The following is a 26,539-nucleotide window of genomic DNA, read 5'->3' as shown; positions in this document are numbered from 1 at the left end:
TGATGTGAATCAGGGTAGGATCATATAGAATGGAGGGACTTACATGAACCGTTATTTGTTCGAATATGAACTAATATCCACTGGATTTATAAGTGAATTCAGCTGGGTTGCCGAATCAGAAGAGAAGGCAAGAGATGCGATTCGTGATCGGATTGCTGACCTCGAATTTACGGAAATAGAAGATGTGATTGTAGGGAATCTCCTGAAGATAATGGATGCCTCAGGCCATATTGAAGAGTGCGAAAGTTGTGCTTCTTAAGTCTTTATAGCATGATTAAAGAGGAGGCTCTCTAGAGAGACCTCCTCTTTTAATATTTATCTTATTGAATCTGATTTATTTTACGTTCTTTTCTTGTTCATGTTGTTCTACTATTTCATGAATTTCTGACTCTAAAGCCTCAACGGTGTCTTTTGCGAGGTTCTGCAATGGTTGTGGGTGGAACCACTGAATCTCTCCATTATGTACCAAACCTTTGTAATCCTCACCTTGTACATGAATGCAAATTTTATGACGTTCATGCGGAGTATCCTCAAATACAGGTGTAATTTCAATATCCTGAATGTCATTTAGAACGAGATAATGCTGCATAAAGGAATGAACTGTTGCTTCAATACGTTCTACTGTACTCTCATCAAGTAATTGTATAGGGCTAGGGTTAAGCCATTGAATTTCTTCATTATGATAATGACCTTTGAATTCTTGTTCTTTTACTTTAAAAGTAAAGGCTAGACGCTCATGCAAACGGTTTTCGAATACTTTTTCTACCTCAAACTCTTCAATTTTATTATCAGGCATAATAATATTCCCCTCTCAATGAAAATTCATGTAATCACATAACACCAAATGCTGATCAACGAATCGCCGCAAATCAGAAAAATGTAGGAATTCACTAAGAATCAGGAATCCTATTCAACAACACGTTTGTTTCTTCATGTCTCATTTGCTTACAAATTCATATTACCTTTGCTAAATGAGAATAGAGAAAGAGCAACATTAGAATTTAATGAGAAAAGAAGGAAAGTTTTTTAAGAATCCTTTCTTGAGCTTATTATAGGGTTCTCCTCCATTACAAGTCTAGTGAAAGCGCTGTCTTTTTAAATAAATCGTACTTTACATACATAAAACAAGATGGGAACTGAGGGCTTAAGTAGGAGTATTAATTTCGTATAGAGCTGAAAGTAGCATCGTTTTAGAGAGCTTTACTATAGCAGGTTTGGAATATAACGTTTGTGGTGATAAGATGAATACTAACCTTAGCATATCGTGGAATCATTTAAGTAAATAATGTCAGTAAATGAAAAAGTTAAGATATATATAAAGGAGTCTAGAAATATGGTTAAACAGACAAAAAAAGCAGCAACATGGTCCTTAGTCATCATGGGTGCTGGGTTTGCTGCCTCTTTGCCTTTTCATGGAAGCATAGCAGGGAAGATCTTTGTTGGGGCATTTGAAGCGGGCCTCGTGGGGGGACTGGCAGACTGGTTTGCCGTCACCGCATTATTTCGTCATCCCCTCGGTTTAAAGATCCCGCATACTGCACTGCTTCCCAAGAACCGGGACAAGATGACCGATGGCCTCGTGTCCGCTGTGGAGAATAACTTACTGAACAAGGAAAGTATCTCCGCTAAAATATCTGGGATACCGATCAGTGAAATGATCCTTGAAATGGCAGAGAAAGAGCTGCAGTCAGAAGGTACCAAGGGTGCAATTGATATCATCGCTAAACGGATTGTAGCTACCCTTCCTCTTGAACGTATTGCTCCACTCGTAGCAAATGAAATGAAACGTCAGATTGGTGAAATGGACGTATCCTCATTGCTATCCAAAGCTGAACAGCAGATTACCAGCAAGGGTTATGATAAAATCGCACTTGATTACGGACTGGACCAAGCTGAGGCATGGCTTACGAAACCGGAAGCATTATATACACTTGGTGAAATCGGTATGAAGGCTCTGAACTCTGTGCAAGTGAACGGGCTTATGCAATTTGCCATGAATGCACTTATGGGTTATCTCAATGAAGAACGCCTTGGCGGCATACTGCAACGTTTCTTATACGAACAGGTTCAGGATCTGAAATATGAGGGACACCCGAATCGTCATCAGGTGTTAGCCGGTATACGAGGACAGCTGATCAGACTGGCACACTCAGATAAAGTGGTCGCTGGACTAAGTGATTGGAAAGACTCGCTTCTTGAGAATTGGGATGCGGAGATGACCGTCTTACATAAATTGCAGGAGCTGCGCGATCGGGCACTTGTATATATGGAAGATGGAAAATATGTATCCGAGCATGTTCTGCCGATCATTGAATCCCTGATTTCCGAAGTGAAGGCTAACGATGAATTGATACAGCGTATTAATGAGAAAATCGTAAACAGTGTCACACATCTTGTAGAACACAACCATTCCAAGATCGGAACATTGGTAAGAGAAAATGTGGATCGCATGGATAATGAAACACTGATTGAAATGATCGAAGATAAAGTGGGTCAGGACTTGCAGTGGATTCGAATAAACGGGGCAGTTACTGGATTCTTAATTGGTGTTGTACTTACCGTCCTTCAAATCCTTCTTGTATAAAGGAAGGGGCTTATATTATGCGTCTATGGCATGAAGACTTGATTAGTAAGCTCCCCAGAGCTCAGCTGCTCGGTCAGCATCGTGAGTGCTGCGCTCTCCGCGGAAAGGGCTGGGGGAAGAAGCATGCTACCGTAAATTATGTATTTGAATATCATCCCATGAAGTTAGTTAGATACCATCTGCTTATCATTGAAGAAATGAAAAACCGAGGGTACAACGTTGATATTCTATGGGAAGACCCGTTGTATCGCGGAAAGCAGAGCGAGCGATGGGAAGTGGTGTATACCGAATCACTGGATGAGTATGGTCGTTATGAAGAACATAATGATGACTATATGGAAGAATGTACGCAGAATCTCGCTTCAAAAGGAATTTATATTATGATAGTGGAGAAGGATCAAGGATCCGCTATATAGATAACATAAAGAAAGCAGATCTCAACGAATGAATGAGGTCTGCTTTCTTATTGTGTTTTTTGAAGGTTTACCTGGGGAAATCTCGCTCCACCAGTCCTTGTTCAATGGCATAACGGGTAAGCTGGACCCGATTTTCTAGCTGTAGTTTTTGTAAAATGTTTTTTAAATGATTTTTAACGGTTTGATCGGATATCCCAAGCGCATCTGCTATCTCTCGGTTCGTTTTTCCAGAGGCGACCCAGTTCAAAATCTCCCTTTCTCTATTTGTTAGAGGAGGGCGGTTATCATCGGTTTTCATCGTCTTGGGGAACTCCTGCAGAATTTGATACGCAAGCTCCTGACTGAGAGGGGCCTCATCGCATACAATGGCTCTCAGGTATTCCAGCCAGGTTGAGGAAGAGAGATTCTTAAATAGGTAGCCTTGAGCGCCTTGTTTAAGTGCTTCAAACAGATGAGTCACATCATCCGATACGGTTACCATCACGATAATGACATAGGGGTAGCGCTGCTTGATCAGCCTCGTTGCCTCCAGCCCATCCATACCGGGCATTCTGATATCCATTAGAATGAGGTCAGGCATCCATTCCTCCGTAAGCCGGAGTGCTTCTTCCCCGCTCGTAGCCTTTCCTACAATCTCAAATGAGGGATCCTCAGATAAAATAGCCTCAATGGCTGCCCGTGCATGAGCAGAGTCATCTACGATGAGTACTCGTGTATTGTTCATGAATCAGGTCCTCCTTTCATTATGGTCATACACGTCCCGCCATGTTCTTGGTTATAAAAAGCAAAATCCCAGCCCATTTCAGCGGCCCGATCTCTCGTAATCCGCAGACCATATCGGTCCGGTCGATCCCAAGGATCACCTGTATACCCTAAGCCGTCATCCATAATGGATACGGTCCACGATGCCTTATTCCCTTGACCGGTTATTTGAATAAAACCAGCGTTGGCATGTTTTCGGACATTTAGAACAGCTTCTCTAATACAAGCGATCAGTTCAATTTGCTCTTTCGTGGTCAGGTCCTCATCTGGTATATTCCAGCTGATTTTTGATTCCAGACGACTGGTGTATATCAAATCCTCAATCTGTCTAAGCATCTGCTGCGGGTGCGCGGGAAGATCGCTAGGGCTTTCTGGAATCTTAAGCTCAGCAATTGCCTGTCTCACATAATGGTGAATCTCATGCACTGTTTTTCTTGCATCTCGCAGTTCATCTTGATGAGCTGAACCAGACATGTTGCGGTCCACTTTATCCATTTGTACCGATAATAAAAATAAAGATTGAGCAATCCCATCATGCAATTCCCTTGCCATTTGTTCTCTAGCCTCAAGAGCAGACTTTGCTGCTTTTTCTTTCTCTAACTCTGCCTGAGCACGTTCCATAACCTGAAATAACTTATTTAACAGGGTTACGCTGACAAGATAAATAATGACAGGTGTCAGCCAATTCCCGGCTTCCATTGAAAGATAGGGCATAAGAAACTGATGCCGTATGTATTCCCATAGACCGACCGTAATCGTCGGAATGATAAGAATCATCCATTTGATATGTTTATAGCTCATGAGCAGCACTCCTTATCACAGGGGAGAATCAAGCTAAATATCCTGCTTTCTTTTATTATACCTCCTAACCTGAAGCAAAGGGATTCGTTTCAGTCCTAGGCGAAGGGGTAAATAGAAACATGGTACGTGATTTTAAGTATATGGAAGGATGTGTATGAAAAAAAGGTGGTAGGGGAGAGTCATCCTTGCTCACTTCCTGTTATGCTGTATTCTAACGCAGAATGCAATTTTCCTTTGTACCCCGTCCTTCTGTATACTTATGGTAATATCGATGTTGCTGATGAAGAGGTGCTTCCATTTTAGCTCTTCTCATTTCAGCAACTAGGAGCGTCACTAAATTAGAGAAAATTAAAAGGAGTGTATGTAGAGACATGAGTCTAGCCGTGTTGGAACGTCGCAGTGAACTACTGAAGAAAAATATTGAACAGTTGCTAATTCGGGAAAATCAAAAGGGCATTACGAGACAGCAAAGCATGTTTTTACAACAAATGATTAAAGAACTCTATCAAACCTCACATGAGTTGAACACAGAAAGACGTTAAACAACAATAACTACTACTAAAAAAGAACCCGGGTTCATCTACTTCTGGATTACAGAAACGGATGATCCGGGTTCTATTTTTTTATACCATATAAGGAGCAGTCTCTTCCTGCATAGTCAGGTCGTTTTTTGGTGACCGTTCAAGAATATAGGCAATAAAGATCTCAACTAGCTCTGGATCGAACTGAGTTCCCGCACAAGCTCGAAGCTCAATAATTCCTTCTTGCAGCGTTTTTGTTTTCTGGTAAGGCCGTTCGGTGGTCATGGCATCAAAAGAATCAAGAACGGTGAGCATCCGGCATAGTTTAGGGATCTCTTTCCCTTTCAGTCCATGCGGATAACCTTTACCATCAAATCGTTCGTGATGAAGCTCGATATAAGGGATTAAATCTCTAAAACGCGGATCGGTAAGCGCGATTTTCTTGCCCCAGGTAACATGCTGTTTGATGGTCTCCCACTCTTCAGGAGTAAGTTTTCCTTCTTTATTCAGAACACCCCACGGAATCTCAAGTTTTCCGATGTCATGAATGAGTGCTCCAAGAACAAATTCTCTTTTTTCTTCTTTGTCTAAGGATAGAATACTGCTCATATCTAACGCGTATTTGTATACTCTTTTTGAGTGCTTAAATGTATCTATATCTTTGTACATAAATAAGTTGAGTTGTTGCTCAATGTAATTTACTTCATGAGACAAATCTAGTTCGTCTTCCATCGTTAAGTCACAGCCATAAGTATGTACGGTGTTTTTTCCTTGTTTCTTAGCGTAGTACAGTGCTTTATCAGCATGGTCCACAAGCTGTGATTTATCATATAGGTCGATACTGTACTGAGCAATTCCAGCAGAAAAAGATAAGCATTTATGTGGAAAAACTTCTACACCATCAAAAGGAGTATCGTTTAGTTTTTTTCTCAACTTATCAACAAAATGTCGAGCCTTTTCGTAGTCATATCCCGGCATAAGAAGGGTGAACTCTTCACCGCCATAACGGGAAGCCACAATAGAGGTGTCTTTTGTTTCTTCTTTCAACATAGAACCGAGAAAACTGATGAGCAGGTCACCTTTTAAATGGCCGAAGCTGTCATTGTATTTTTTAAAATCATCAATATCAATCATGGCTAATGAGAGAGGTCTGTCATTAACTTTAGCTTCTATAATATGATAATCAAGCGAACTTTCAAAAAAACTATGATTATAGAGAGCGGTCCGCTGATCAATATTAGAACGATTTAGTATCTGATGATACATAGAGAATAATAGACGGAAAGCATGCGATAACATAATACCCAAACTAAGAAATAGAATGAGACCGAGTGTTCCATTGTTTACGATTAAGACACATAACACAAGAGAGAGGATTAACATGCATAGGTATACAAGTACGGTATCCTTAACAAATCCTTTTAAGGTGTTTATTAAATCCTTACGGTATAAAAGATAATAGTATAGAAAAAGTCCGAGAGTGTTAACTATAAAATATACAGCAAGAGAGACGATGTATGAGGTTAAGTTAAGTGAATCTACAGTACCAAGACTGCCACCCAGTGATAGAAAGACCTTATAACAAAGAGAAATCATAATAGAATAAAGGGCAAAGTTGGTACATTGTTTCCACCAGGGTATGCCTCTCTTATAAACTGCGTATAACAAGGAGCAAATTAGTAGTACGGACAGAGTAAACTCGCTTCCGTAGATAAAAACACATGCTAGATAAATGGAAGAATCAAAAGACATTAAGTTTCCTTCTGGAGGAAGCCGGAACATAAGGCTGTTCAGTATTAAAGTAGCTCCCACCATCACGTAGAGCTGAACCCACTGCTCGCTGGAATAATGAAAAAAAGCCCATCCATTGATGTTTTGGAAGGTCAAAAATCCACCTAAGCATAGAAAAACGATATACCACATACTAATATCTAATTTCTTGATTTTTGAATAGAGATTTGTCATGAGACTAATTTCTCCTATATTTTCGTCTTATTGTATTATTTTATCATGACATTAATCATTTTCATTATATAAATAAAAAAACAGGCTTATTCGCCTGTTTTTGTAGTAATCTGCAAGTCTAGTTTTTAGCCAAGGGAGAAACCAGAAGTAAGTGCAACAACAACAGAAGCTACGATAACCGCATTCATGATGATGCGAGCAATGTTTGTTTTTTTCATAGTGTGTATCCTCCTTAAAAGTTAGTTAGATGTATGTAAACTAGGTGCGAGATCTTGATCTTCAGTATCCTTTTTGGGAACCATGATACTCTGGATGTACAGGAAAATGCCAAGGTTCATAACGACATCACCAATACTAATAACCTGAGTTCGCGGATAAGGATTAGAGAGAGGAATAATATCCCCAAGGAACGACAATCTAGTAGAGGCATCCAGCATGTAGTGCTTATACACTGCATCACCGCTAGATAAGAGTTCTGTGTAATAGGGTCCCAATACTTGTGCTGCGTCGAGTGATACAGGCATCCGGCCACCATTCACAGCCATCACAAGAAAATTGAGAAAAACACCGATAAGAATAATCATAAAGCCTTTATTCTGTCGATTCATCCACAGAAACGCCATACCAATAACGTAGATGGACATAAAGAAATACCCTGAAACAGGTGCTAACCAGGAGGCATCTCCTTGAAAGCGAAAAATAAGGAACTGAATGAGTAGAAGGATCGGAAAGATAAGTCCGCCCTTTAACTTAATTTGACCAAACTGCATGAGACCATTCTTGAGACCGCCTCTGAACAATCCGACGATAAGTCCAAGAATTATACCATCATATACCATGTATTAATCTCCGTATATCGTATTTTTTTCCAGTCAAATAGTTATATTCGACTAGTATATACAAATTCCTTCTTTTTTTCAAAATATTTTTTAGTTAATTTGTCTGATACAAAAAAATTAGTTTGCGTGTTAGGGAACTAATTAAGAATTCCTAAAGAATTATTCATATCCGCCTTGTAAATAGTTATAAAAAGGTACATCGACCCACAGTTTATAACTAGATATATCGGCATCAGGTGCGCGTTTTTTTAGTGCATCGGATACTTTTTTTGCATTTTCTTCTAAAGTAAACGATTGAGCATAGTAATTTCCTTTTGCTATTTTGTTATTTACGATGACTTCATAGTTCGAAAGGGCTGTTGGTGAGTAGTACAGCGGCTGCCACCAAGAACCATATAAAAGATCTTTCTGTTCATCGCTATTTTTCTTAGCATAAGCAAGTACTATATTATTAAATCGGTTTTTATCATCTATATTGTTAAATTCTAGTACAAGATCGTATTCTTTCGCATAAGCAATGTAATTCCCATTTGCTATTTGCTCTACTTTATAATTGTCAGTCTCCTTCGGCTCGCCCCACTCTTTTAAATAAATGAATGCCGATGTTTTGGGCTCAAGCTGGATGTCGGCCTGAATTCCTTCACTTCGTAATAGTCCGATTAACTGCTTCGCATGTTTAACGTCATCATGACCATACGTAAGTTTTAATGAATCTATAAAATTAGAGTTATATCTAGTATCTTTCAGGTTATATCCGGTAATTTCATTGTTCTCCAGTGCTTCATTTACGATTGCACGAAGATCGGGGGCTGCAATCAAATCAGAAGTGTTATAAGCATCACTAAGCTTGGAATAGATGTCTGCATCGCTGGTTTTACCAATACTATGTTTATAATTACCGTTTAGCTCCAGCACTTGTCCGAGTAAAGCGGCTGCATATTCGCTTGAGACTTGTTTGGCTGTTACGGTTTCCTTATATAAGGAAGAGGGGAGAAGACCTGTATCCACCGCAGCAGCAACCTCGGAACCGGCTTTACCCTGAATACGAGAAGGTGAAAAACCTAGTTTCTTAAGAGATGCTTCTACTTTAGCTGATGGATAAGTATAGCTGAGTTCCTGGATTTCAGCTGCTTTCAATGCAATGTACAGTGCTGCGAGTGGAGTGAGTTTTGCATCCCCATGAACTGTGTTTGTTGTGATGATGCCTGCCTTGTAGAGTTTGGCGGCTGACGGATAGAGTGGATCAGAGGAATCTATATCTGTAAAAACAGGATCGTCGCTCTCTACATGGATAGGAAGAACTTTTGCGACCGCTTCGATAAAGTCTCCTTTTGTTGGCTTCGCTTCAAACACAATCCCGTATTTGTTACTGAGAAATTGCACGTATCCTTCGATCGTGTCCGCTCCAGCGTACTGACTTACCGTAGACATAGATGCTGCTTCGGTGACTGGATTGGAAGCAAAAAACGAGGTGGAAGGAAGAACAGATAGAGCTACACTTGCTGCAACGACTGTTTTTAATAAAACTTTTTTCATAAGACCACTCCTCAAGATCATTTGAATACGTTATAATCCTACTAAACCTACCATTTATGTATGTTTAATGTTCTAAATTTAGGGATCATCTTACCACTAGGCTGAGAAGAGTGTCAATCAAACATTCGCATTATATTGATTACAATTAGCGACAAACCATATATTTTACCTTTATATATAGTAAAATCCGAAAGATTAATTGACACACATCGACAATGTTCGTATTATGGAACTATGAAAATAGGAAAAGGGGATTAGGTCACTATGAAAAGAGCTCTTTCGTTTGTGTTGATTATTTCAATGCTTTCCATTTTATTAGCTGCCTGCGGCAGTGATAGCAGTGGAAAAGATGGGTCTGAAGGCGCATCCGCTTCCGAGCAAGAGTCTAAAAAAGCAGTTCTTGTACTTCCTGAGAAAATTGGTGTCAATCCTTTCTTCGTGCAGATGGATGAAGGGTTCAAAAAAGCAGGGGAAGAGTTCGGAATTGAAGTAAAGACGATCGAATCGACAGACCCGGCAGCATTTGAACAGAATCTTCGTGCAGCTGTAGCAGAGAATTATGATCTTATCATGACGGCTACCTTCCAAGCGGAGGATGCTCTTACTAAAGTGGCCACTGAAAATCCAGGCAAGTCTTTTGCTATCGTAGATACGGTTATTGATCTGCCTAATGTTCGAAGTGTTGGATTTAAAGAATATGAAGGTGCTTACCTACTTGGGGCAGCAGCGGGCCTCGCAACCAAAACAGACATTGTCGGCATGATTGCCGCTCAAGATATTCCTTTGATTAAGAAGTACACCGAAGGATTTAGAGAAGGACTTGCTTCCGTTAACCCGGATGCCAAATTCCTGATTAACTATGCAGGTGGATTTAATGATGTTGCCAAAGCAAAAGAACTGGCGATCGTTCAAGCTGATCAAGGAGCTGACTTTATTGCTGGGGCTTCTGCAGTAGGTGATCTTGGTGTATTTGAAGCAGCGAAAGAAAAAGGTTTCTATACTTCCGGTCAAGATACAGATCGTACGGTAGAAGATCCAGAACATATTGTTCTATCACAGCTTAAATCGACAGACTCTATTGCTTATGAAGAGTTGAAGGCTTTTGCAAATGGTTCGTTTGAGTTCGGCTATGTAAGTTATGGTCTGAAAGAAGACGGCGTGGGACTTACATTTGTAACTAGAGATAGTGAATCCCCGCTTAGTCCATTCATTGGACAAGAAGTGGTTGATAAAGTGAAAGCAATCAGAGATCAGATTGTATCTGGTGAGATCGTAGTGACGGATCCGCTTCAAAGTAACTAAGTAATACATTTCTTTTTAGAGCAAAATGGAAGAAGAATTTACTACAGCTATGTTAGAGCTCGGAATGATTGTTAGTTCTTCAAGATTTGGCCGGCTGCCCAACACAGGTAGTCGGTTTTTTCTTCATTAAGAGGAGAAGGGGGAAGGATACGCGTGCTGCTAGAAATGAGCGGGATTACAAAAAAGTATGGAACACTTACGGCGAATAAAGAAGTGAACTTTGATTTAAAAGAAGGCGAGGTTCATGCCCTTGTAGGGGAGAATGGTGCAGGGAAAACGACACTGATGCGCATTCTCTACGGGATGGAAGAACCGACCTCGGGCAGCATCCGGGTAAACGGCAAGGAAGTGAGCTTTACAACGCCTTCACACGCGATTGCTCATGGAATCGGCATGGTCCATCAACATTTCATGTTGTTTCCGTCTTTTACGATTGCTGAGAACATAGTGATTGGCCGTGAACCATCCAAAAGCGGTGTTGTCTTTGATCGAAATGAGGCCGCCAAAATCGTCATAGAACTCGGTGAAAAGTACGGAATGCCGGTTGATCCGTGGAAAAAAACAGGTGAGTGTTCGCTTGGTATGCAGCAGCGCGTTGAAATTCTGAAGGTACTGTACCAAGGGGCAGACATTATTATTCTGGATGAACCTTCTGCCGTACTAACTCCGCTCGAAGTAAAAGAACTTCTCACTAACGTTCGTGTTCTAACGAAGCTCGGCAAAAGTTTTATCCTTATTACGCATAAATTGCAGGAAGTCATGGAAGTGTCTGATCGCATCACGGTACTTCGAGATGGGGGCGTGACGGGAACACTTGAGGCAAAAAACACAGATGTTGAGCAGCTATCTAGACTTATGGTAGGCAGAGAACTGGTGCGAATGGAGAAAAAGCCTTTTCAGCCTGGGGATGCTGTGCTTGAAATCGAAGGAGTATCGATGAAGGGATCCAAAGAGCAAACATCGCTCCGAGATATTAACCTCACGGTTCACGCAGGCGAAGTCATTGGAGTCGCAGGGATATCGGGGAACGGACAATCGGAATTGATTCAAGCCATTGCCGGGCTTAGACCGGTCAGTGAAGGATCGATCCGCTTGTCAGGTCAGGATATTACCGGGCTTTCTGTTCGCAAAATTAGGGAGACAGGTCTTGCCCATATACCGGAAGACCGCTATATGTGGGGAGCTGCAAAAGATGCGACCGTTCTTGAGAATGGAATGATGGGTCACCATCATACTCTGCAGAACAAAGGGGTTATCTCCTCTCGTAAGGTACGCAAGAAAGTAGAGGAATGGATTCAGCGCTTTGGAGTAAAGACTGGTTCTGTCGAGACAAAAGCACAGTATCTCTCCGGCGGAAACTTGCAAAAGTTGATTGCTGCCCGCGAGTTTGCTCATGAAGCTCCTTTTCTCATTGCTGCTGAACCGACGCGCGGCGTTGATATTGGGGCAATGGAGACGATTCATAAAGAACTGCTCCATCAGCGAGATCAAGGTGCCGCGATCTTACTTGTATCTTCTGAATTGTCAGAGATATTGCAACTCTCGGACCGGGTTGTTGTCATGTATGAAGGAGAAATCGCAGGAGAACTTATGGCAGAGAATGCGACCGAAGAGAGCATCAGTTTACTGATGGCAGGGGGGAAACAACAGGCATGAGCATGTTGAAGAATCATTTGAAAAGTTTAATCCAGCCGCTGCTTGCTGTAGTGATCGGCCTGCTTGCAGGAGCGATCGCGATCTTGGTTGTCGGCGGCAATGTATTTGAGACTTACGGGGAGATGTGGAAGGGCGCCTTTGGCAGTTTCTACTTCTTCACTAATACACTGTCACGAGCCACGCCAATTATTCTGATCGGGCTTGGGGTTGCTCTTGCTTTTAAAGCCGGATTTTTTAACATGGGGGCTGAAGGGCAAATGCTGCTAGGGGCTTTAGCTTCCGCAATTACTGCGCTCTACCTGCCAGGACCCGGCTGGTTTGTCACGATTGTCTCCATTCTTGCCGGTGCAATTGTCGGCGGTATCTGGTCTCTTTTTGCCGGCTGGCTGGATGCCAAATTTGGTATGAATTTATTGATTACTACGCTGTTGCTCAATTACATAGCTGCTTTATTTGCGGGATATATGGTTGCGTATCCGCTTAAGGATACAACGGGATCGGCGGCAATGGCACAGACACCGATGGTTGATCCAAGTGTATGGCTGCCTAAACTGTTCCAAGGCATGGGTCTTCATGCCGGATTTATTATCGCAATCATTGCTGCCGTAGTCATTTACTTTTTTATGCAAAAAACAGTACCAGGATACGAGATTCGAATGCTCGGAAGCAATCCTTCCTTTGCTGCTTTTGGCGGAGTGAAAAGAGTGCGAATGATGATGCTTTCGATGATTGTCAGCGGAGCGCTGGCTGGAATTGCAGGAGCAGGAGAAGTGCTGGGTACCCAGTACCGGTATATTGATGGTTCACTGAGCAGTGCGAATTATGCATGGAGCGGAATTATGGCTACCCTGCTCGCTGGATCGCATCCGCTTGGTACGGCTTTCTCAGCTTTTCTGCTGTCTGCTCTTCAGACCGGGTCTATGGGTGTGGAACGGAATACCGAGGTGCCACTGGAAGTAGGTAGTGTAATTCAAGCTGTGCTGACTCTTTTCGTATCCGCAAAAATCGGCTATCGCTTCCTAAAACGAAGAAAGGGGAACAAAACAAATGGAACAGCTTCTTGATGCAGCCTTATTTAATGCGACTCTTCGTATGATTACACCCATTTTGCTTGCTGCGCTCGGAGGGGCATTATGTTCCCGTGTTGGTTTATTTAATGTAGGTCTGGAAGGATTAGTCCTTATTGGAGCCTTTTCTTCTATTGTAGGTAACTATTTATTTCATAACGTGGTGATTGCCATTATTTTTGCAATTCTCATTGTCTCGTTCTTCTCGCTTGTATTTGCTTTTGTCAGTATTAACCTAAAGGCCAATGAAATTGTGGTCGGTTTATCTATTAACTTTCTGGCAGCGGGACTTACGACATTCTCGTTACGCGCTATTTTTGATGTGAAGGGTGCTTATTACGATAAGGATATGATCGGATTACCGAAATGGGATATCCCATTCATTCAAGATATTCCATGGATCGGGGACGTCATCTCTGGTCATTCACCGCTTGTCTATCTGGCATATATTCTCGTATTCGTGCTTCATTTCTATTTATTTAAAACAGTATCTGGTTTTCGGCTCCGTTCTGTTGGGGAGAATCCAGTAGCTGCACAAAGTCTTGGTATTCCCGTTCGCCGTACGCAATACCTTGCTGTACTGATGTGCGGCGTACTCTGTGCGCTTGCCGGTGCACAGTTGTCGCTTGGACAAGTGACGATGTTTACAGAAGGAATGACAGCAGGACGCGGATTCATCGCACTTGTTGCTACAATGCTCGGTCAGTCCAGTCCAATTCTTGTAATGGCATCAAGTATATTGTTTGGTTTTATGGAGGCACTGGGAATTCGTTTGCAAGGTTTCTCACTTCCGTCCCATTTCACCACTATGCTTCCTTATATTATTACACTTGCGGCAATGTTCTTCTTCAAGGATAAGACGTATGCAGAGGATGCACAGAAAGCGGGCGGAAGCTCAAGGTAACAAAGAAAGATGCACAGGGAGGGGCTGTTTATATGAAAAATAAAGCAGAGCGACTAAAAGGAACAAAGTCGCCAACGGTAAATATTGATGAATCATTAGCACATCGTCTGCCGCCAGGACAGGTGTTGACTGAGAAATTTCCTATACTGCATGAAGGTGAAGTCCCAGAGTATGATATGAGCACATGGGATCTGCGCGTCTACGGAGCAGTAGAGGAAGAAGTAAGCTTCTCCTACGAAGACCTTCTACAATTTCCGATGACAAATACGGTGAGTGATATACACTGTGTTACTCGCTGGTCTAAATTTGATACGGCCTGGGAGGGTATTCGGTTTACTGACTTTATGAAGCATTTCAAAATCAAACCGGAAGCAAAATACGTGATGATTCACGCAGATCAAGATTACGAGACGAATCTGCCGATTGAAGCGCTCTTGCGGGATGATGTGCTGCTCGCTTTTAAATATGATGGCAAAGATTTAACACCTAAGCATGGCTGGCCGCTGCGCCTGGTGGTTCCTGAGTTTTACTTTTGGAAAAGTGCCAAGTGGATTCGCGGCTTTGAGTTTATGACAGAAGATCGTCATGGATTCTGGGAACGGAACGGATTTCATAATACAGCTGATCCATTTCAGGAGCAGCGTTTCTCAGATGAGGAACTGCCGATTCCAGAAGATGAGTGGATGAAGAAGGAGTTTGATTAATATGTTACTGCCTATTTTACAGATTCATTCGGAAGATATCCCGCCTTATGCGGTCGTATGTGGAGATCCATTCCGTGCAGAGAAAATGGCAAGCAAGCTGACGGGAGCAAGAGAACTTGCATTCAGCCGGGAATATCGTACATTTGTGGGCGAGTATGAAGGTGTCCCTATTGCTGTGGTAAGTCATGGAGTGGGATGCCCAGGAGCAGCAGTCTGCTTTGAAGAACTAATTCGCGCCGGAGTGACCACCCTGATTCGAGTGGGAACGGCGGGGTCTTATACTGCGGATGTACCTGCAGGCAGCCTTGTGGTAAGTACAGCTGCAATTCGTACAGATGGTCTTACAAGACAGCTGGTACCGGATGGTTTCCCTGCGGTAGCAGATCATGAAGTTACCCAAGCTTTATATAGCGCTGCAACTGCGATGCGAGGTGTGGTTCGAAAAGGGATGACAGTCACCGTGGATGCCTTCTTTAACGGAGTTGAGGAAATTCCGCATAAAAAATTCAAACAGGCAGGTGCGCTTGGCGCGGAGATGGAAATAGCAGCTCTGTTTGTAATCAGCTCTCTACGAGGCGCGCGGGCGGGAGCGATTGTAGCGATTGACGGTTTTGCCGACCAAGATCTTGCTGCCGAGTATGATCCGCATACGAATGTGGTGAGTGATGCGGTAGAGCGTGAGATGGAAGCTGCGCTGAAAGCGATAGTAACTCTTACTCAGCAAGATACGGGTACAGAAACCAAAGATATTCATTCATAGTAGATAAAATCTAGTCCGCAGCGATGGCTTGCTTAGAAGACAAGAGGGGCATTGGAATAAATATGATTCCGATGCCCCTCTATTTTTATTTTACATGAATAAAAATAGTCCGATTTCCTCCTGCGATGGATCGGCCTGTTCCTCGCGGTATGACCAGCAAGCAAAGCAGCTACATCACAAAGGTATGATTTAAAGATCTGAAATACTACAATTTATCATCTATTTCTTCAATAAAAGAGTTTAGAATCAGGATTTGATCCTCCAGGCTCTTTTTATGTTGAAGCAAAATGGCGCTGGTATCTATACTTTCATATTCCAAGTTTATATTTGAGATATTCTCTCTTATTTCTTGAATAGGCATTCCCAGCCTTCTAAAGCACTTTACAAGTTTCAAAATTTCAATGTCCTTGTCGTCAAATACACGAACACCATTTGCGTTTCTTTTTAATGCAGGTAATAAATTTATTTTTTCATAGTATCTAATGGAGCTTGCTGGTATCTCAGAATACTCGCTGGCTTGTTGAATAAAATACATATTTTTCCCCTCTTGACTTAAAGTAAGGTTTAACCAATACAATCATCCTATCATATAAACAGGAGTGAACATAATGGCAAATATTTTAGTAGTTGTAACCAATGTATCCAAATACCCAGAATTAGAGCGTGCTACAGGATTATGGTTGGGAGAAGCAGTACATTTCGTAGATAAAATGGAGAAAGAAGGACACAAAATTGATTATGTCAGCCCTAACGGAGGCTACACTTCTATCGATCCGCATAGTTTAGAGAAAGACTCTATGACGGAACTAGACTGGGAATATTACCAAAACAATCAATTCTTAAATAAGTTAGGAACAACTCTAGCTGCAGAAGATATTAATCCAGAAGACTATGATGTTATTTACTATACAGGCGGTCACGGCGTGATGTGGGATTACCCTGAGAATGAAAAATTACAGAACATTGCTATGAAAATATATGAGAATGGCGGCATTGTATCTGCTGTGTGCCATGGCTCGATCGGTCTTGTAAACATTAAAAATGAAGCTGGCGAGTATCTAATTGCTAATAAAAAAGTGACAGGCTTTGCCAATACGGAAGAAAGAGCTATCGAATTAGACAAAGTAGTTCCGTTTTTAACGGAAGATGAACTGGTTAAAAAAGGCGCTAATTATGTAAAAGGAAATGACTGGGCACCATTCGTAGTGGTTGATGATCATCTGGTGACTGGGCAAAATCCGGCTTCGGGTGGTGAAGTTGCAGAAGAAGTAATTAAATTGTTGAATTCAAAACGTTAATATCCTATTGGTGGTTTCACAGATCACTATTATGGAAGTAACTCTTTGATTGATGAATAACAGGCACCCTATGGGGGTGCCTGTTATGGCAAAACGATGGCATTGGAGATATATATCCAATGCCTTTTGTCATTTCATTTTATTCAACCCATCTCAAGTGGGCCGCAGTGAGTGGATTGTTTCGCTACTCCTTAGGAGGCGGAGTGGTATGATCTATTTTGTAATCTAGATAAGCGCCTGAACCTTTGATTATCGTTGTATCTGCCAATCGAACGTCAAACTCCCAATGCAAAAGTTGGTTTTCCGGTGTCATCGTAATCGTAGCTGGATGTAATCTCGTATCTAATTTGTGCTGAATCGTCAAAGATGAGGTGATTTGGACTATCAGCAGAAGGATGATGACAATGAGAGGCATAATATAGTATTTAAATGATAATTTCGATAAATAAAGAATGAAACCAAGTAATAATACGAATATTATAATAGCTTCCATACTCTTAGGAATCACATCTAGCTCCACTTCATCGCCACTAATCGGATACAGCAAGTTAATCCCGTTTCCTAGATAATCAATAAGATGGTGACTCAGAAAAACGGTTACCATACTGATCCATAACCCTTTTAGCAGATTAATTCTTAACAAAGAGTATAAGAGCAAAGCAAATAACAATCCTATGAAAGGTATGGTTAGGATACTGTGCAACCATAGATCGCCAAAGAATTTGGTTATATCAGGGGGAGATTCCAATGATGCCTCCAGACAGGATAATCATTATTTTTTCTCTGTTGTTTGTTGGTCTAAAGAAGAGAGTATAAAGATAAGCCCCTATAAGGATATGCATGAACGTATGAATGATCATATAAGTACCTCGCATTAGATTTTTAATATAGTTAAGCAGCATGTGGAACTCGTGATTTTCTATAAATATAGAATAACTTCTATTATATGTAAATAATAATGTATTTCAAATAATCTCTTATTCATCATTGACATACCCTATGGGGGTATATTACTATAGCTTTATAGAGACGAAGGAGGTCATGGGAATGGAAGAGTCCAAGGTAGACCATACTCCCAATGAAGCATTAACAAATAAGACGGTGGATTGTTGTTCGCCACAAGGGGCTCTTGCAGTCAGCGCATGTCATGATGCTCATTCGCCTCAAGGCAACGACGGACCAAGACATAGTCATCACTCGGATGAGATGAAGAACATTCTCACGTCACGGCTCAACCGAATTGAAGGGCAGGTTCGAGGAATTAAGGGTATGATCGAACGCGATACGTATTGCGACGATGTACTTACACAGATTGCAGCGGTACAATCTGCGCTGAATAGCGTTGGGAAGCTGTTGCTCGAAGGTCATATGAAGAGCTGTGTTATTGAACGTATCCAGGCTGGAGACTCTGAAGTGATTGATGAACTGCTGGTTACGGTTAAGAAGTTAATGAAGTAAGTATTGTGATTTTTTTATGATTAGTCAGTCTAATGTAGAGCTCTATAAACCAACCTTAAGGAGGAAAACATAATGAGTAACGTAACATTGAATGTAAAAGGAATGTCTTGTGGTCACTGTGTAAAAGCAGTAGAAGGTGCTCTTGAAACTGTTGGCGCGAAAGGAAATGTGGATCTTGATGCAGGTAAGGTAAGTATCGAATATGACGAGCAAAAAGTGACAGTCGATCAAATGAAACAAGCGATTGAAGATCAAGGGTATGACGTAGTTTAATTGACTTTGAAATTGAACATAGTAAAGAAACGCTCAGGCATCTAATGTTGAACGTTTCTGCTCTATTTGTATTATCATATAAAGAGCAGTCAGATAAAGGCTGCTTTTTTCACCTCACATATATACCCCTGTGGGGTATAAAGGAGATGGATCGTAATGAATGAATCGACAGAAGTAAACCGCACGGATAAAAAAACCAAACTGAATATAACAGGTATGACTTGTGCTGCATGTGCGACCCGAATTGAGAAAGGGCTGTCGCGCATGGAAGGGGTTAAGGAAGCAAATGTGAATCTGGCGCTGGAACAAGCGTCGGTTACATATGACCCTGCAGCGGTCGGTGTAAATGATCTGAAGAATAAAATCGATTCTCTTGGATACGGAACGGCTGTTGAAAGTGTGGATCTAAACATCACGGGAATGACCTGTGCTGCATGTGCCACTCGAATTGAAAAAGGACTCAGCCGAATGCCTGGGGTTACCAAGGCGAATGTGAATTTGGCGCTGGAAACCGCCCATATTGAATATGCTTCCGGTACAGCAAGCTCTACGGATTTTGTGAAAAAGGTGGAGCAGCTTGGCTATGGCGCTCTTCCCCAGCAAGCGAAGGAAGATATTGCAGATCTTCGTCAAAAAGAGCTGGAGCGTAAAAAATGGAAGTGGATTATTTCCGCAATCCTGTCTATCCCATTATTGTGGGCCATGGTAGGTCATTTCTCGTTCACCTCATGGATTTATGTACCTGACCTGTTCATGAATCCTTGGTTCCAGTGGATTCTTGCAACACCAATCCAGTTTATAATTGGATGGCAATTTTATAGAGGAGCCTATGGTGCTCTTCGCAATAAGAGTGCAAACATGGATGTACTTGTCGCTCTCGGAACTTCGGCAGCGTACTTCTACAGCCTTTATTTAAGCATTGCGTGGACAATAGAGGGCGGACATCATGGTGCTGAACTCTACTATGAGACAAGTGCCATCCTCATTACGCTCGTTCTTGTCGGGAAATGGTTCGAAAGTGTTGCTAAAGGACGTTCATCTCAGGCCATCCGCAGTTTGATGGAGCTGGCGCCAAGAACGGCACTTGTCATACGTGACGGAGAAGAGAAGACGATTCCGGCATCAGAAGTAGTTGCGGGTGATCTATTTATTGTGAAGCCTGGTGAGAAATTCCCGGTGGATGGAGTCATTGAGAAAGGCTCCTCTTCTGTGGATGAATCGATGCTCAGCGGGGAGAGTCTTCCTGTTGATAAGAAACCAGGGGACAACGTATCTGGGGCTACTATTAACAAAAACGGTGCGCTTACTGTTCGGGCCACAAAAGTCGGGTCCGATACAGCCCTTGCTCAAATTATTAAAGTAGTGGAAGAAGCGCAAGGCTCAAAAGCACCGATTCAGCGGATTGCAGACCTTATTTCTGGTATTTTTGTACCGATTGTCGTAGGTATTGCGGTGTTAACCTTTGCGGTCTGGTACTTCTTTGTAGATCAAGGACAGTTTGCAAATGCTCTCGAAAAAGCCATTGCAGTACTCGTTATTGCATGTCCGTGTGCGCTTGGTCTGGCTACGCCAACTTCTATTATGGCAGGTTCAGGCAGAGCGGCTGAATATGGAATTTTGTTTAAAGGTGGAGAACATCTAGAGCATGCACAAGAAATCGAAATTGTTGTGCTCGACAAAACAGGAACGGTAACGGAAGGAAAACCGCAATTAACGGATGTTATTACTCGTGATGACCTGGCGGAAGAGGAACTTCTATCTCTAGTTGCCGCTGCCGAGAACGCTTCGGAACATCCGCTGGCACAGGCGATCGTGCAGGGAGTTGGGGCTAAAGGTATTCGTTTCCCAGAAGCAGAACATTTTGAGAATATTCCTGGCTACGGGGTAAAAGCTAAGGTTAATGGTCAAGAGCTGCTTATCGGGACACGCCGATTATTAGAAAAGCACCATGTTGATAGTAAGATGGCAGACCAAGGTATGAAGCAGCTAGAGGAAAAAGGAAAAACAGCAATGCTGCTGTCTATCGATGGCAAATGGGCAGGAACCGTTGCTGTCGCTGATACCATTAAACCAACTTCCCGTGCTGCTGTGCAGCGTCTCAAAGAAATGGGTATTGAAGTGGTTATGATGACAGGTGATAACAAGCGGACTGCAGAAGCGGTTGCTAAAGAAGCGGGTATTGATCATGTACTGGCTGAAGTGCTTCCCGAAGGCAAAGCGGAAGAAGTGAAAAAACTTCAGCAGACAGGTAAAAAAGTAGCGATGGCAGGCGACGGTATCAATGATGCTCCAGCCCTTGTTACGGCAGATACAGGTATGGCGATGGGAACAGGTACCGATGTAGCGATGGAAGCAGCGGATGTGACGCTGATGCGCGGTGATCTGAACAGCATTCCTGATGCGATTATGATGAGTCGCCGTACAATGGGGAATATTAAACAAAATCTGTTCTGGGCCCTTGGTTACAATGTCATCGGCATTCCTATTGCCGCGATGGGACTGCTTGCTCCATGGCTTGCGGGAGCAGCAATGGCACTAAGTTCGGTATCGGTTGTACTTAATGCACTGCGGTTACAGCGAGTGAAGCTGTAAGCAAATAAGACTATAAACTGTGTTACTGAGGTAGAGGCTTAATGATGATGGAACAGTGAGATTCTTAGGATGTAGAAAAAAGATATCCTGGCTGGCTTTTTGAGCGAGTGCAGGATATCTTTTTTTGGTTATAGGATGGTTGAAATAAGAAGTTTCAACAAGAAAGAACGGAGGAGATCATATGTTATCAGCACAATCCAAATCCTATCTATCGTTTATTGGGTCGCTTCCGATCAAGGATCAGTACTCAAAACAGGATTTATTAATTGAAGATTTGTTAATGGCGAGGGAAGGGCAACTGGAAATGTATTATGCTCCCCATAATGAGTACATCAACCCGCTCGCGAAAATGGTAATCGTAGGCATTACGCCAGGCTGGACACAGATGGAACGGGCTTATCAAGCGGCTGCACAGTCTTTGCACAGAGGAGAGACAGATGAAGAAGCTTGTAAAGCAGCGAAAATAGCTGCCCGGTTCGCTGGATCGATGCGTACAAATATCATCAGCATGCTTGAAGAATTGGAGTTACCCCATTATTTTGGTATCGAAAAAGCAAGTGACTTATTTGACGTTAATACTACTCTTTTACATACAACGTCCTTACTGCGATACCCGGTATTTGTCGATAAACAGAACTACAACGGACATTTACCATCATTAACGAAGAATGAATTTTTGTATAAAAAAGCAGTTGAATCTTTTTCACAAGAAATAAATATGCTGAGCGGGCCGCTAATTATCCCGTTAGGAAAGTCAGTTGAGAAGGTGCTGCGTCAGATGATTCATCAAAACATGATTCAAGCGGGCAATTATTTGTGGGGATTCCCTCATCCTTCGGGTGCAAATGGGCATCGACACAAGCAGTTCGAAACCGCAAAACTTGAAATGATACAAACGCTTCGTCAGCTGCAAAAAAACAGCCTGTCTTGATCGAGCTTAGCCCAAAACTACGATACGTAAGTAAGCAAGTGCTGAATAAACATCCGATGAGCAAGCGTAGTCTCGACACCTGCGGATTGAACCATGCTGAATTCTCTTTCCATCTGGTGCTCTTTTAAATGGATTTGAGCTACTTCTCTGTACTTGATTTCTTTTTGTACAATCCATTCGGATAGCAAAGCAATTCCAAGACCGGAGACAACTGCTTCTTTCACACCTTGGCTGCTGCAAAAGGAATAAGTCTGTTTAACACGAAGCCCCTGCTCCGCAATGAACTGATCACTAAAGGCACGTGTACCTGAACCGGATTCTCTCAGCACCCAAATTTGGTCTTGAAGCTGCTTAGATTCGATGACACGTTCCCTTGCCAGTGGATGATCAGAAGGGGCGATTAGAATCATTTGGTCTTTCATAAAAGGGGTAACAGCGTTCCATTCTGCCGCACTTACTTTTCCTTCTACTAGACCAATATCCAACATTCCTTCGCGAATTCCTCGCATAATCTCTTCCGTATTTCGAATGGTTACTTCGATATTGACATGGGGATATTGCTTCGCATAATCCGCAATCATGCCGGGGAGAATATACTCACCAATGGTAAAGCTGGCACCTAGTCGAATCTGACCAGTGACTTCATGCTGAAGAAGCCGGATGGACTGTTTTGCTTCATCATACAGGTGCATCATTTGCTTAGCGTGCTTATACAGAATTTCACCTGCTTCTGTTAAGCGGACCTGTTTTGAAGAACGATGAAGCAGCTTAGCTCCCATCTCATTCTCCAAATTACGGATGTGAAGACTGACACCAGGCTGAGACAGGTTAAGCGATTCAGCTGCTTTAGAGAAGTGACGCAGCTCTGCAACAGTAACGAATACTCGTAAAGTATCTGTAATCATCTTTTTTCTCCTTTGTTTTTTGTTTGCTTTGAGACGAGAGAAGTCCATTGTTATTTCAATCATAAGTATTTGTAATGATTGGCATAGCATATCGGTATTTCACTGGGGAAACACGATCCACTATAGTAAAGAAATGAGAACACGCAGAAGTCATCTAGGTTAAACAAGGAGTGTTTGAAAATGAGCAAATCTATAGCTGCACCCCAAAGAGGGCCGAATAAACAAGGCTTCTTCCTAGGGATTGGTATTACACTTGCTATCGCGCTTGTCGCAAGATTTTTAGCAATGCTTCCTTTTTTAAGTATTATGGGCCAGCTTGTACTTGCGATCTTGCTGGGGATGCTTTACAGGGCATTCTTCCCTATTCCTGAGCACGCCTCAGGCGGCATATCATTCTCCAGTAAAAAGCTGCTCAGGTACGGGATTATTCTGCTGGGAGTAAGACTTAACCTCGCAGACGTAATTGAAGCGGGACCGAAAGTACTGGCTATCGCCATAATCAATATTATTTTTGCTATCGTGGTGGTCTATGTACTGACGAGAGTCTTCAAAGTGGATCAGAAGCTGGGTATTCTAACGGCTTGCGGAACGGCCATCTGCGGAGCAGCTGCCGTGGTTGCGATCTCTCCTCAGTTAAAGGCAAGTGATGAAGATACAGCGATAAGTGCGGCAACGGTCGCTATTCTTGGCACCATTTTCACTTTACTCTATACGCTATTGTACCCTGTACTTGGACTCACTGCATCTGGATACGGCATCTTCTCTGGTGCAACACTTCACGAAATCGCCCATGTCATTGCAGCAGCAGATCCGGGCGGACAAAGTGCAGTCGATCTGGCGGTTATCGTTAAATTGTCCCGTGTTGCTATGCTTGTTCCGATTGCGATCGTGATTGGGATGTGGAGTGCTCGTAAGGAGCGCATTGAGCACGGCGAGAGCGCAAAAATGAGTGTTCGTGATATCCCTATTCCTTGGTTCATTGTTGGTTTCTTGGTGATGAGCGGTATAAATACACTGGGTATTATCCCACCTGCCATGGTTTCTGGTATCATTACAATTTCTTATCTTTTAATCGGTATGGCGATGGCCGGGCTTGGACTCGGTGTTCAGTTTTCTACCTTTAGAAAAAAAGGACTGCCTTCGTTTATTGCAGGCGGGATCGGTTCCATTCTGTTATCACTTCTTGGTTTTGCACTCGTACATTTATTCGGACTTGCATAAGGTAAAAGACCAAAAGCCCTTAGGATCATTGATCCTCAAGGGCTTTTATATTCTCTATAAATTCATCATAAGGGATTTCTTCCATAGCTGAAGAATTCGGTGTAGATCCGATGGAAGACACCAGATTATCTGCTGAAACCACGTATATACTCTGGGCTTCTCCTGCTAGATGATACGTATCTAATTTTTCTGTTTTCTTCAAAAAAAGCACGACTCGATCTTCTGTCTCAAGGGGAAGAGTAGTCAGATTTACTGTCTCACTTAGGTTGATTTTTAGTGCGCTCGGCACCTCATTTTCGTGTGAGATCAAGATCTTCTCAACATCTGCTTGCAGACCAAGTTCATCCTGAATTAAATTTGTTATTTTTAGCTCGGCAATCAGATCCGCTTCTTTAACCCGATCCTGTAACCAAAGTTCTTGATCCGAGAATCTTAATTTGGACTGCTCCTCTTTAAGTAACGAGTCTGCCCTCTCCTCAGGTGGTGTAGCGTTTCTATTCGTTTCCTTCTGAGTCATGGCGTAAGGCTCGCTATCTGTTGATTCCGCTGTGGACTCGGCAGATGGGCCAGCTTCGCTCATACTGATCATTTCTGGCTGGCTGGGTGTAAGTTCCGTACCGGGCAGAAACCACCATACTGCGGCTATAAGAGTGGTGCATACAGCGACACTCGGCAGGATGCGTTTTAGCCAAACGTTTTTTTTCTTGGGAGCCGGTGTTTGAGAAATGCGCTGCACCGCCTGAATGACTTGCCGCTTATGCTCTTCCGTGAAAGGTTGATCTGCAAAAGGATCCTCTTTAACCCGTTTTTCCCACTCTTCATGATGTTTTGTCATTCTGCCCGCCTCCCTAGTTCTTTTTGTACTTTTTCCTTTGCTCTGGAAAGACGTGATTTCACTGTACCTTCTGATATGTGGAGGATCTTAGCGATCTCATGAATTTTCATTTCATATTTTAAAGCAAGAATGAGTACTTCCCGCGATTTGACAGACAAGCTCATAATAATCTCCCATATCGAATCCTCATAGTGCTGTTCCATGACGATCGATTCGGCAGAAGGGGCTATTCGGCTATGTGACGATAAAGCACTGCTTTCCGCTGTTTTTTCATCATCTATCGAGAAAAGTTTACTGCCGAGGCTCTGACGAAAGAAACGAGATCTTCGGTAGGAATGAACTGTATTTCGTGTGATGGTGATCAGCCATGTTTTGAGTGAAGCTTCACCCCGGTAGGTGTGAATTCCTTGATAGGCCTTAATAAAAACCTCTTGCGAAATATCATCGGCATGGTCCCGGCTTCCGGTCAGAAAAAAAGCATAATTCCATACGTCATTACCAAAGTCGTCCATGATTTGATATAAAGTATCGTTATCCAGCGTAACTGCATGTTTAAGATCGCTGTAATCCAAGCCTGCTCACCTCACTACTCTATAGACTACATAATGTCGAAATAAGTTCCTAGATGCAGAGATGTTCCTCATCACAACACTTATATCATTTCGTGCTAAAATAAAAGAATGGAGCAGAAATGATTTTATAAATAATGTCTGTTGCCTGTAAAGAGAGGTTAGAAAATAGACCAAAGATAGAACATGATCATATATGGGTAATGTACTTAGTACATCTCTGTAATGATCACTATCTAGGAAGGAGAAAAGACATCATGAAGAAATACGGCCTTATGTTAGGCATGTTATTGATCCTGATTCTTTCTGCTTGTTCGCAGAAGGAAGAATTACCGCCATATGCGGATAGCTTGACAGGGAGCAGTGAAGTGCTGATTCGCCAAGAAGAAGCATCTAGGACCATCACGGATGAGCAAGAATTATCGGCTATGATTGCGATCTTGAATCAAGGCAAGTCAATCGAAGTGCCTGAGGAAGCACAAGGAATTAACCCTGCGACTGCAAAAGAAGCGGTTCTTATGCATTTTCCAAAAGTAGATCTTGTATATATTGGGGACGGTCATGTACTGAGTGGGCTTGATGGCACATACTATGAGGTTCCGCAGGACATTGAAGATTATCTGAAGGTTAAATAGAAGGG

General features: G+C 42.4%; 28 protein-coding genes. 17 read left to right on the top strand and 11 right to left on the bottom strand.

Annotated elements, in window-relative coordinates; genetic code table 11:
* Positions 1–43: 43 nt before the first annotated feature.
* Complete coding sequence (locus KJS58_RS13865) at positions 44–259, top strand: hypothetical protein (RefSeq protein ID WP_160035944.1); 216 nt, start codon at positions 44–46, stop codon at positions 257–259.
* A 75-nt stretch (positions 260–334) separates the two neighbouring features.
* On the opposite strand, the gene KJS58_RS13860 is transcribed toward KJS58_RS13865, so the two are convergent.
* Positions 335–796: a hypothetical protein gene (locus KJS58_RS13860; protein WP_213533113.1), complete on the bottom strand. Its 462-nt coding sequence runs from the start codon at positions 794–796 to the stop codon at positions 335–337.
* Positions 797–1,333: 537 nt separating this feature from the next.
* On the opposite strand from KJS58_RS13860, the gene KJS58_RS13855 reads away from it, so the two are divergent.
* Together KJS58_RS13855 and KJS58_RS13850 are read left to right on the top strand one after the other, a co-directional pair.
* Positions 1,334–2,584, top strand: coding sequence for a DUF445 domain-containing protein (locus KJS58_RS13855; protein ID WP_213533111.1), 1,251 nt, complete (start codon positions 1,334–1,336; stop codon positions 2,582–2,584).
* A 17-nt stretch (positions 2,585–2,601) separates the two neighbouring features.
* The gene (locus tag KJS58_RS13850) at positions 2,602–3,000 is read left to right on the top strand and encodes a TIGR02328 family protein (RefSeq protein ID WP_213533109.1); all 399 of its coding nucleotides are present in this window, start codon (positions 2,602–2,604) and stop codon (positions 2,998–3,000) included.
* 67 nt (positions 3,001–3,067) lie between these two features.
* Here the strand turns inward: KJS58_RS13850 and KJS58_RS13845 are convergent, their stop codons facing one another.
* Positions 3,068–3,724 (bottom strand): response regulator, encoded by a 657-nt coding sequence (locus KJS58_RS13845; RefSeq protein ID WP_213533107.1) that lies wholly within the window; start codon positions 3,722–3,724, stop codon positions 3,068–3,070.
* Positions 3,721–4,563 (bottom strand): sensor histidine kinase, encoded by an 843-nt coding sequence (locus KJS58_RS13840; RefSeq protein WP_213533105.1) that lies wholly within the window; start codon positions 4,561–4,563, stop codon positions 3,721–3,723. Before KJS58_RS13840 ends, KJS58_RS13845 begins: the two co-directional genes overlap by 4 nt.
* Before the next feature lie 371 nt (positions 4,564–4,934).
* Here KJS58_RS13840 and KJS58_RS13835 point away from each other — a divergent pair, with 371 nt between their 5' ends.
* Positions 4,935–5,105 carry a hypothetical protein gene (locus tag KJS58_RS13835; RefSeq protein WP_191799918.1) on the top strand — a complete coding sequence of 57 codons (171 nt, stop codon included), beginning with the start codon at positions 4,935–4,937 and terminating at the stop codon, positions 5,103–5,105.
* Between the two features lie 81 nt (positions 5,106–5,186).
* On the opposite strand, the gene KJS58_RS13830 is transcribed toward KJS58_RS13835, so the two are convergent.
* The 3 genes from KJS58_RS13830 to KJS58_RS13820 all read right to left on the bottom strand — a co-directional run bounded on the left by KJS58_RS13830 (position 5,187) and on the right by KJS58_RS13820 (position 9,424).
* A complete protein-coding gene (locus tag KJS58_RS13830) occupies positions 5,187–7,049 on the bottom strand; it encodes a bifunctional diguanylate cyclase/phosphohydrolase (RefSeq protein WP_213533103.1) in 1,863 nt (620 codons plus the stop codon).
* Between the two features lie 239 nt (positions 7,050–7,288).
* A complete protein-coding gene (locus KJS58_RS13825; protein ID WP_213533101.1) occupies positions 7,289–7,888 on the bottom strand; it encodes a DUF5317 domain-containing protein in 600 nt (199 codons plus the stop codon).
* Between the two features lie 159 nt (positions 7,889–8,047).
* Positions 8,048–9,424 (bottom strand): hypothetical protein, encoded by a 1,377-nt coding sequence (locus tag KJS58_RS13820; protein ID WP_213533099.1) that lies wholly within the window; start codon positions 9,422–9,424, stop codon positions 8,048–8,050.
* A 264-nt stretch (positions 9,425–9,688) separates the two neighbouring features.
* Here KJS58_RS13820 and KJS58_RS13815 point away from each other — a divergent pair, with 264 nt between their 5' ends.
* From KJS58_RS13815 to KJS58_RS13790, 6 genes are all read left to right on the top strand, one after another.
* The gene (locus KJS58_RS13815; protein ID WP_213533097.1) at positions 9,689–10,726 is read left to right on the top strand and encodes a BMP family lipoprotein; all 1,038 of its coding nucleotides are present in this window, start codon (positions 9,689–9,691) and stop codon (positions 10,724–10,726) included.
* 153 nt (positions 10,727–10,879) lie between these two features.
* The gene (locus tag KJS58_RS13810; RefSeq protein ID WP_213533095.1) at positions 10,880–12,382 is read left to right on the top strand and encodes an ABC transporter ATP-binding protein; all 1,503 of its coding nucleotides are present in this window, start codon (positions 10,880–10,882) and stop codon (positions 12,380–12,382) included.
* Complete coding sequence (locus KJS58_RS13805; protein ID WP_213533093.1) at positions 12,379–13,446, top strand: ABC transporter permease; 1,068 nt, start codon at positions 12,379–12,381, stop codon at positions 13,444–13,446. The genes KJS58_RS13810 and KJS58_RS13805 overlap by 4 nt, the downstream gene beginning before the upstream one ends.
* The gene (locus tag KJS58_RS13800; RefSeq protein ID WP_213533091.1) at positions 13,430–14,353 is read left to right on the top strand and encodes an ABC transporter permease; all 924 of its coding nucleotides are present in this window, start codon (positions 13,430–13,432) and stop codon (positions 14,351–14,353) included. Before KJS58_RS13805 ends, KJS58_RS13800 begins: the two co-directional genes overlap by 17 nt.
* A 32-nt stretch (positions 14,354–14,385) precedes the next feature.
* Complete coding sequence (locus tag KJS58_RS13795; RefSeq protein ID WP_213533089.1) at positions 14,386–15,057, top strand: sulfite oxidase-like oxidoreductase; 672 nt, start codon at positions 14,386–14,388, stop codon at positions 15,055–15,057.
* Between the two features lies 1 nt (position 15,058).
* Positions 15,059–15,817, top strand: a complete 759-nt coding sequence (locus tag KJS58_RS13790) for a nucleoside phosphorylase (protein ID WP_213533088.1) — start codon at positions 15,059–15,061, stop codon at positions 15,815–15,817.
* Positions 15,818–16,022: 205 nt separating this feature from the next.
* Here KJS58_RS13790 and KJS58_RS13785 read toward each other — a convergent pair whose 3' ends face one another.
* A complete protein-coding gene (locus KJS58_RS13785; protein ID WP_213533086.1) occupies positions 16,023–16,352 on the bottom strand; it encodes a MerR family transcriptional regulator in 330 nt (109 codons plus the stop codon).
* A gap of 73 nt (positions 16,353–16,425) precedes the next feature.
* On the opposite strand from KJS58_RS13785, the gene KJS58_RS13780 reads away from it, so the two are divergent.
* A complete protein-coding gene (locus tag KJS58_RS13780; RefSeq protein ID WP_213533084.1) occupies positions 16,426–17,115 on the top strand; it encodes a type 1 glutamine amidotransferase domain-containing protein in 690 nt (229 codons plus the stop codon).
* Positions 17,116–17,299: 184 nt separating this feature from the next.
* On the opposite strand, the gene KJS58_RS13775 is transcribed toward KJS58_RS13780, so the two are convergent.
* Entirely contained in the window at positions 17,300–17,818 is a 519-nt protein-coding gene (locus KJS58_RS13775) for a metal-dependent hydrolase (RefSeq protein WP_374705815.1), read from the bottom strand.
* A 344-nt stretch (positions 17,819–18,162) separates the two neighbouring features.
* Here KJS58_RS13775 and KJS58_RS25655 point away from each other — a divergent pair, with 344 nt between their 5' ends.
* From KJS58_RS25655 to KJS58_RS13755, 4 genes are all read left to right on the top strand, one after another.
* Positions 18,163–18,573 (top strand): metal-sensitive transcriptional regulator, encoded by a 411-nt coding sequence (locus tag KJS58_RS25655; RefSeq protein WP_213533080.1) that lies wholly within the window; start codon positions 18,163–18,165, stop codon positions 18,571–18,573.
* A 72-nt stretch (positions 18,574–18,645) separates the two neighbouring features.
* Positions 18,646–18,846: a copper chaperone CopZ gene (copZ, locus tag KJS58_RS13765; protein ID WP_213533078.1), complete on the top strand. Its 201-nt coding sequence runs from the start codon at positions 18,646–18,648 to the stop codon at positions 18,844–18,846.
* Between the two features lie 156 nt (positions 18,847–19,002).
* Positions 19,003–21,438, top strand: a complete 2,436-nt coding sequence (locus tag KJS58_RS13760) for a heavy metal translocating P-type ATPase (RefSeq protein ID WP_213533076.1) — start codon at positions 19,003–19,005, stop codon at positions 21,436–21,438.
* A 181-nt stretch (positions 21,439–21,619) separates the two neighbouring features.
* Complete coding sequence (locus KJS58_RS13755) at positions 21,620–22,369, top strand: uracil-DNA glycosylase family protein (protein ID WP_249717292.1); 750 nt, start codon at positions 21,620–21,622, stop codon at positions 22,367–22,369.
* Positions 22,370–22,386: 17 nt separating this feature from the next.
* On the opposite strand, the gene KJS58_RS13750 is transcribed toward KJS58_RS13755, so the two are convergent.
* Positions 22,387–23,274 carry a LysR family transcriptional regulator gene (locus KJS58_RS13750; RefSeq protein WP_213533074.1) on the bottom strand — a complete coding sequence of 296 codons (888 nt, stop codon included), beginning with the start codon at positions 23,272–23,274 and terminating at the stop codon, positions 22,387–22,389.
* A gap of 180 nt (positions 23,275–23,454) precedes the next feature.
* On the opposite strand from KJS58_RS13750, the gene KJS58_RS13745 reads away from it, so the two are divergent.
* Complete coding sequence (locus KJS58_RS13745; RefSeq protein ID WP_213533072.1) at positions 23,455–24,495, top strand: YeiH family protein; 1,041 nt, start codon at positions 23,455–23,457, stop codon at positions 24,493–24,495.
* A gap of 25 nt (positions 24,496–24,520) precedes the next feature.
* On the opposite strand, the gene KJS58_RS13740 is transcribed toward KJS58_RS13745, so the two are convergent.
* Entirely contained in the window at positions 24,521–25,330 is an 810-nt protein-coding gene (locus tag KJS58_RS13740) for a hypothetical protein (RefSeq protein WP_213533070.1), read from the bottom strand.
* The gene (locus KJS58_RS13735) at positions 25,327–25,902 is read right to left on the bottom strand and encodes an RNA polymerase sigma factor (RefSeq protein ID WP_249717291.1); all 576 of its coding nucleotides are present in this window, start codon (positions 25,900–25,902) and stop codon (positions 25,327–25,329) included. Before KJS58_RS13735 ends, KJS58_RS13740 begins: the two co-directional genes overlap by 4 nt.
* 254 nt (positions 25,903–26,156) lie before the next feature.
* Between KJS58_RS13735 and KJS58_RS13730 the strand changes: the two genes are divergently transcribed.
* On the top strand, positions 26,157–26,534 hold the full coding sequence (locus tag KJS58_RS13730; RefSeq protein ID WP_213533068.1) for a hypothetical protein: 378 nt from the start codon (positions 26,157–26,159) through the stop codon (positions 26,532–26,534).
* The last annotated feature ends 5 nt before the right edge of the window (positions 26,535–26,539 follow it).

It is taken from the genome of Paenibacillus sp. J45TS6, from assembly GCF_018403285.1.
Taxonomy (GTDB): Bacteria; Bacillota; Bacilli; order Paenibacillales; family Paenibacillaceae; genus Paenibacillus.
The sequence above is the reverse complement of the archived record's forward strand: the minus strand, read 5'-3'. Positions and strand labels throughout refer to the sequence as shown.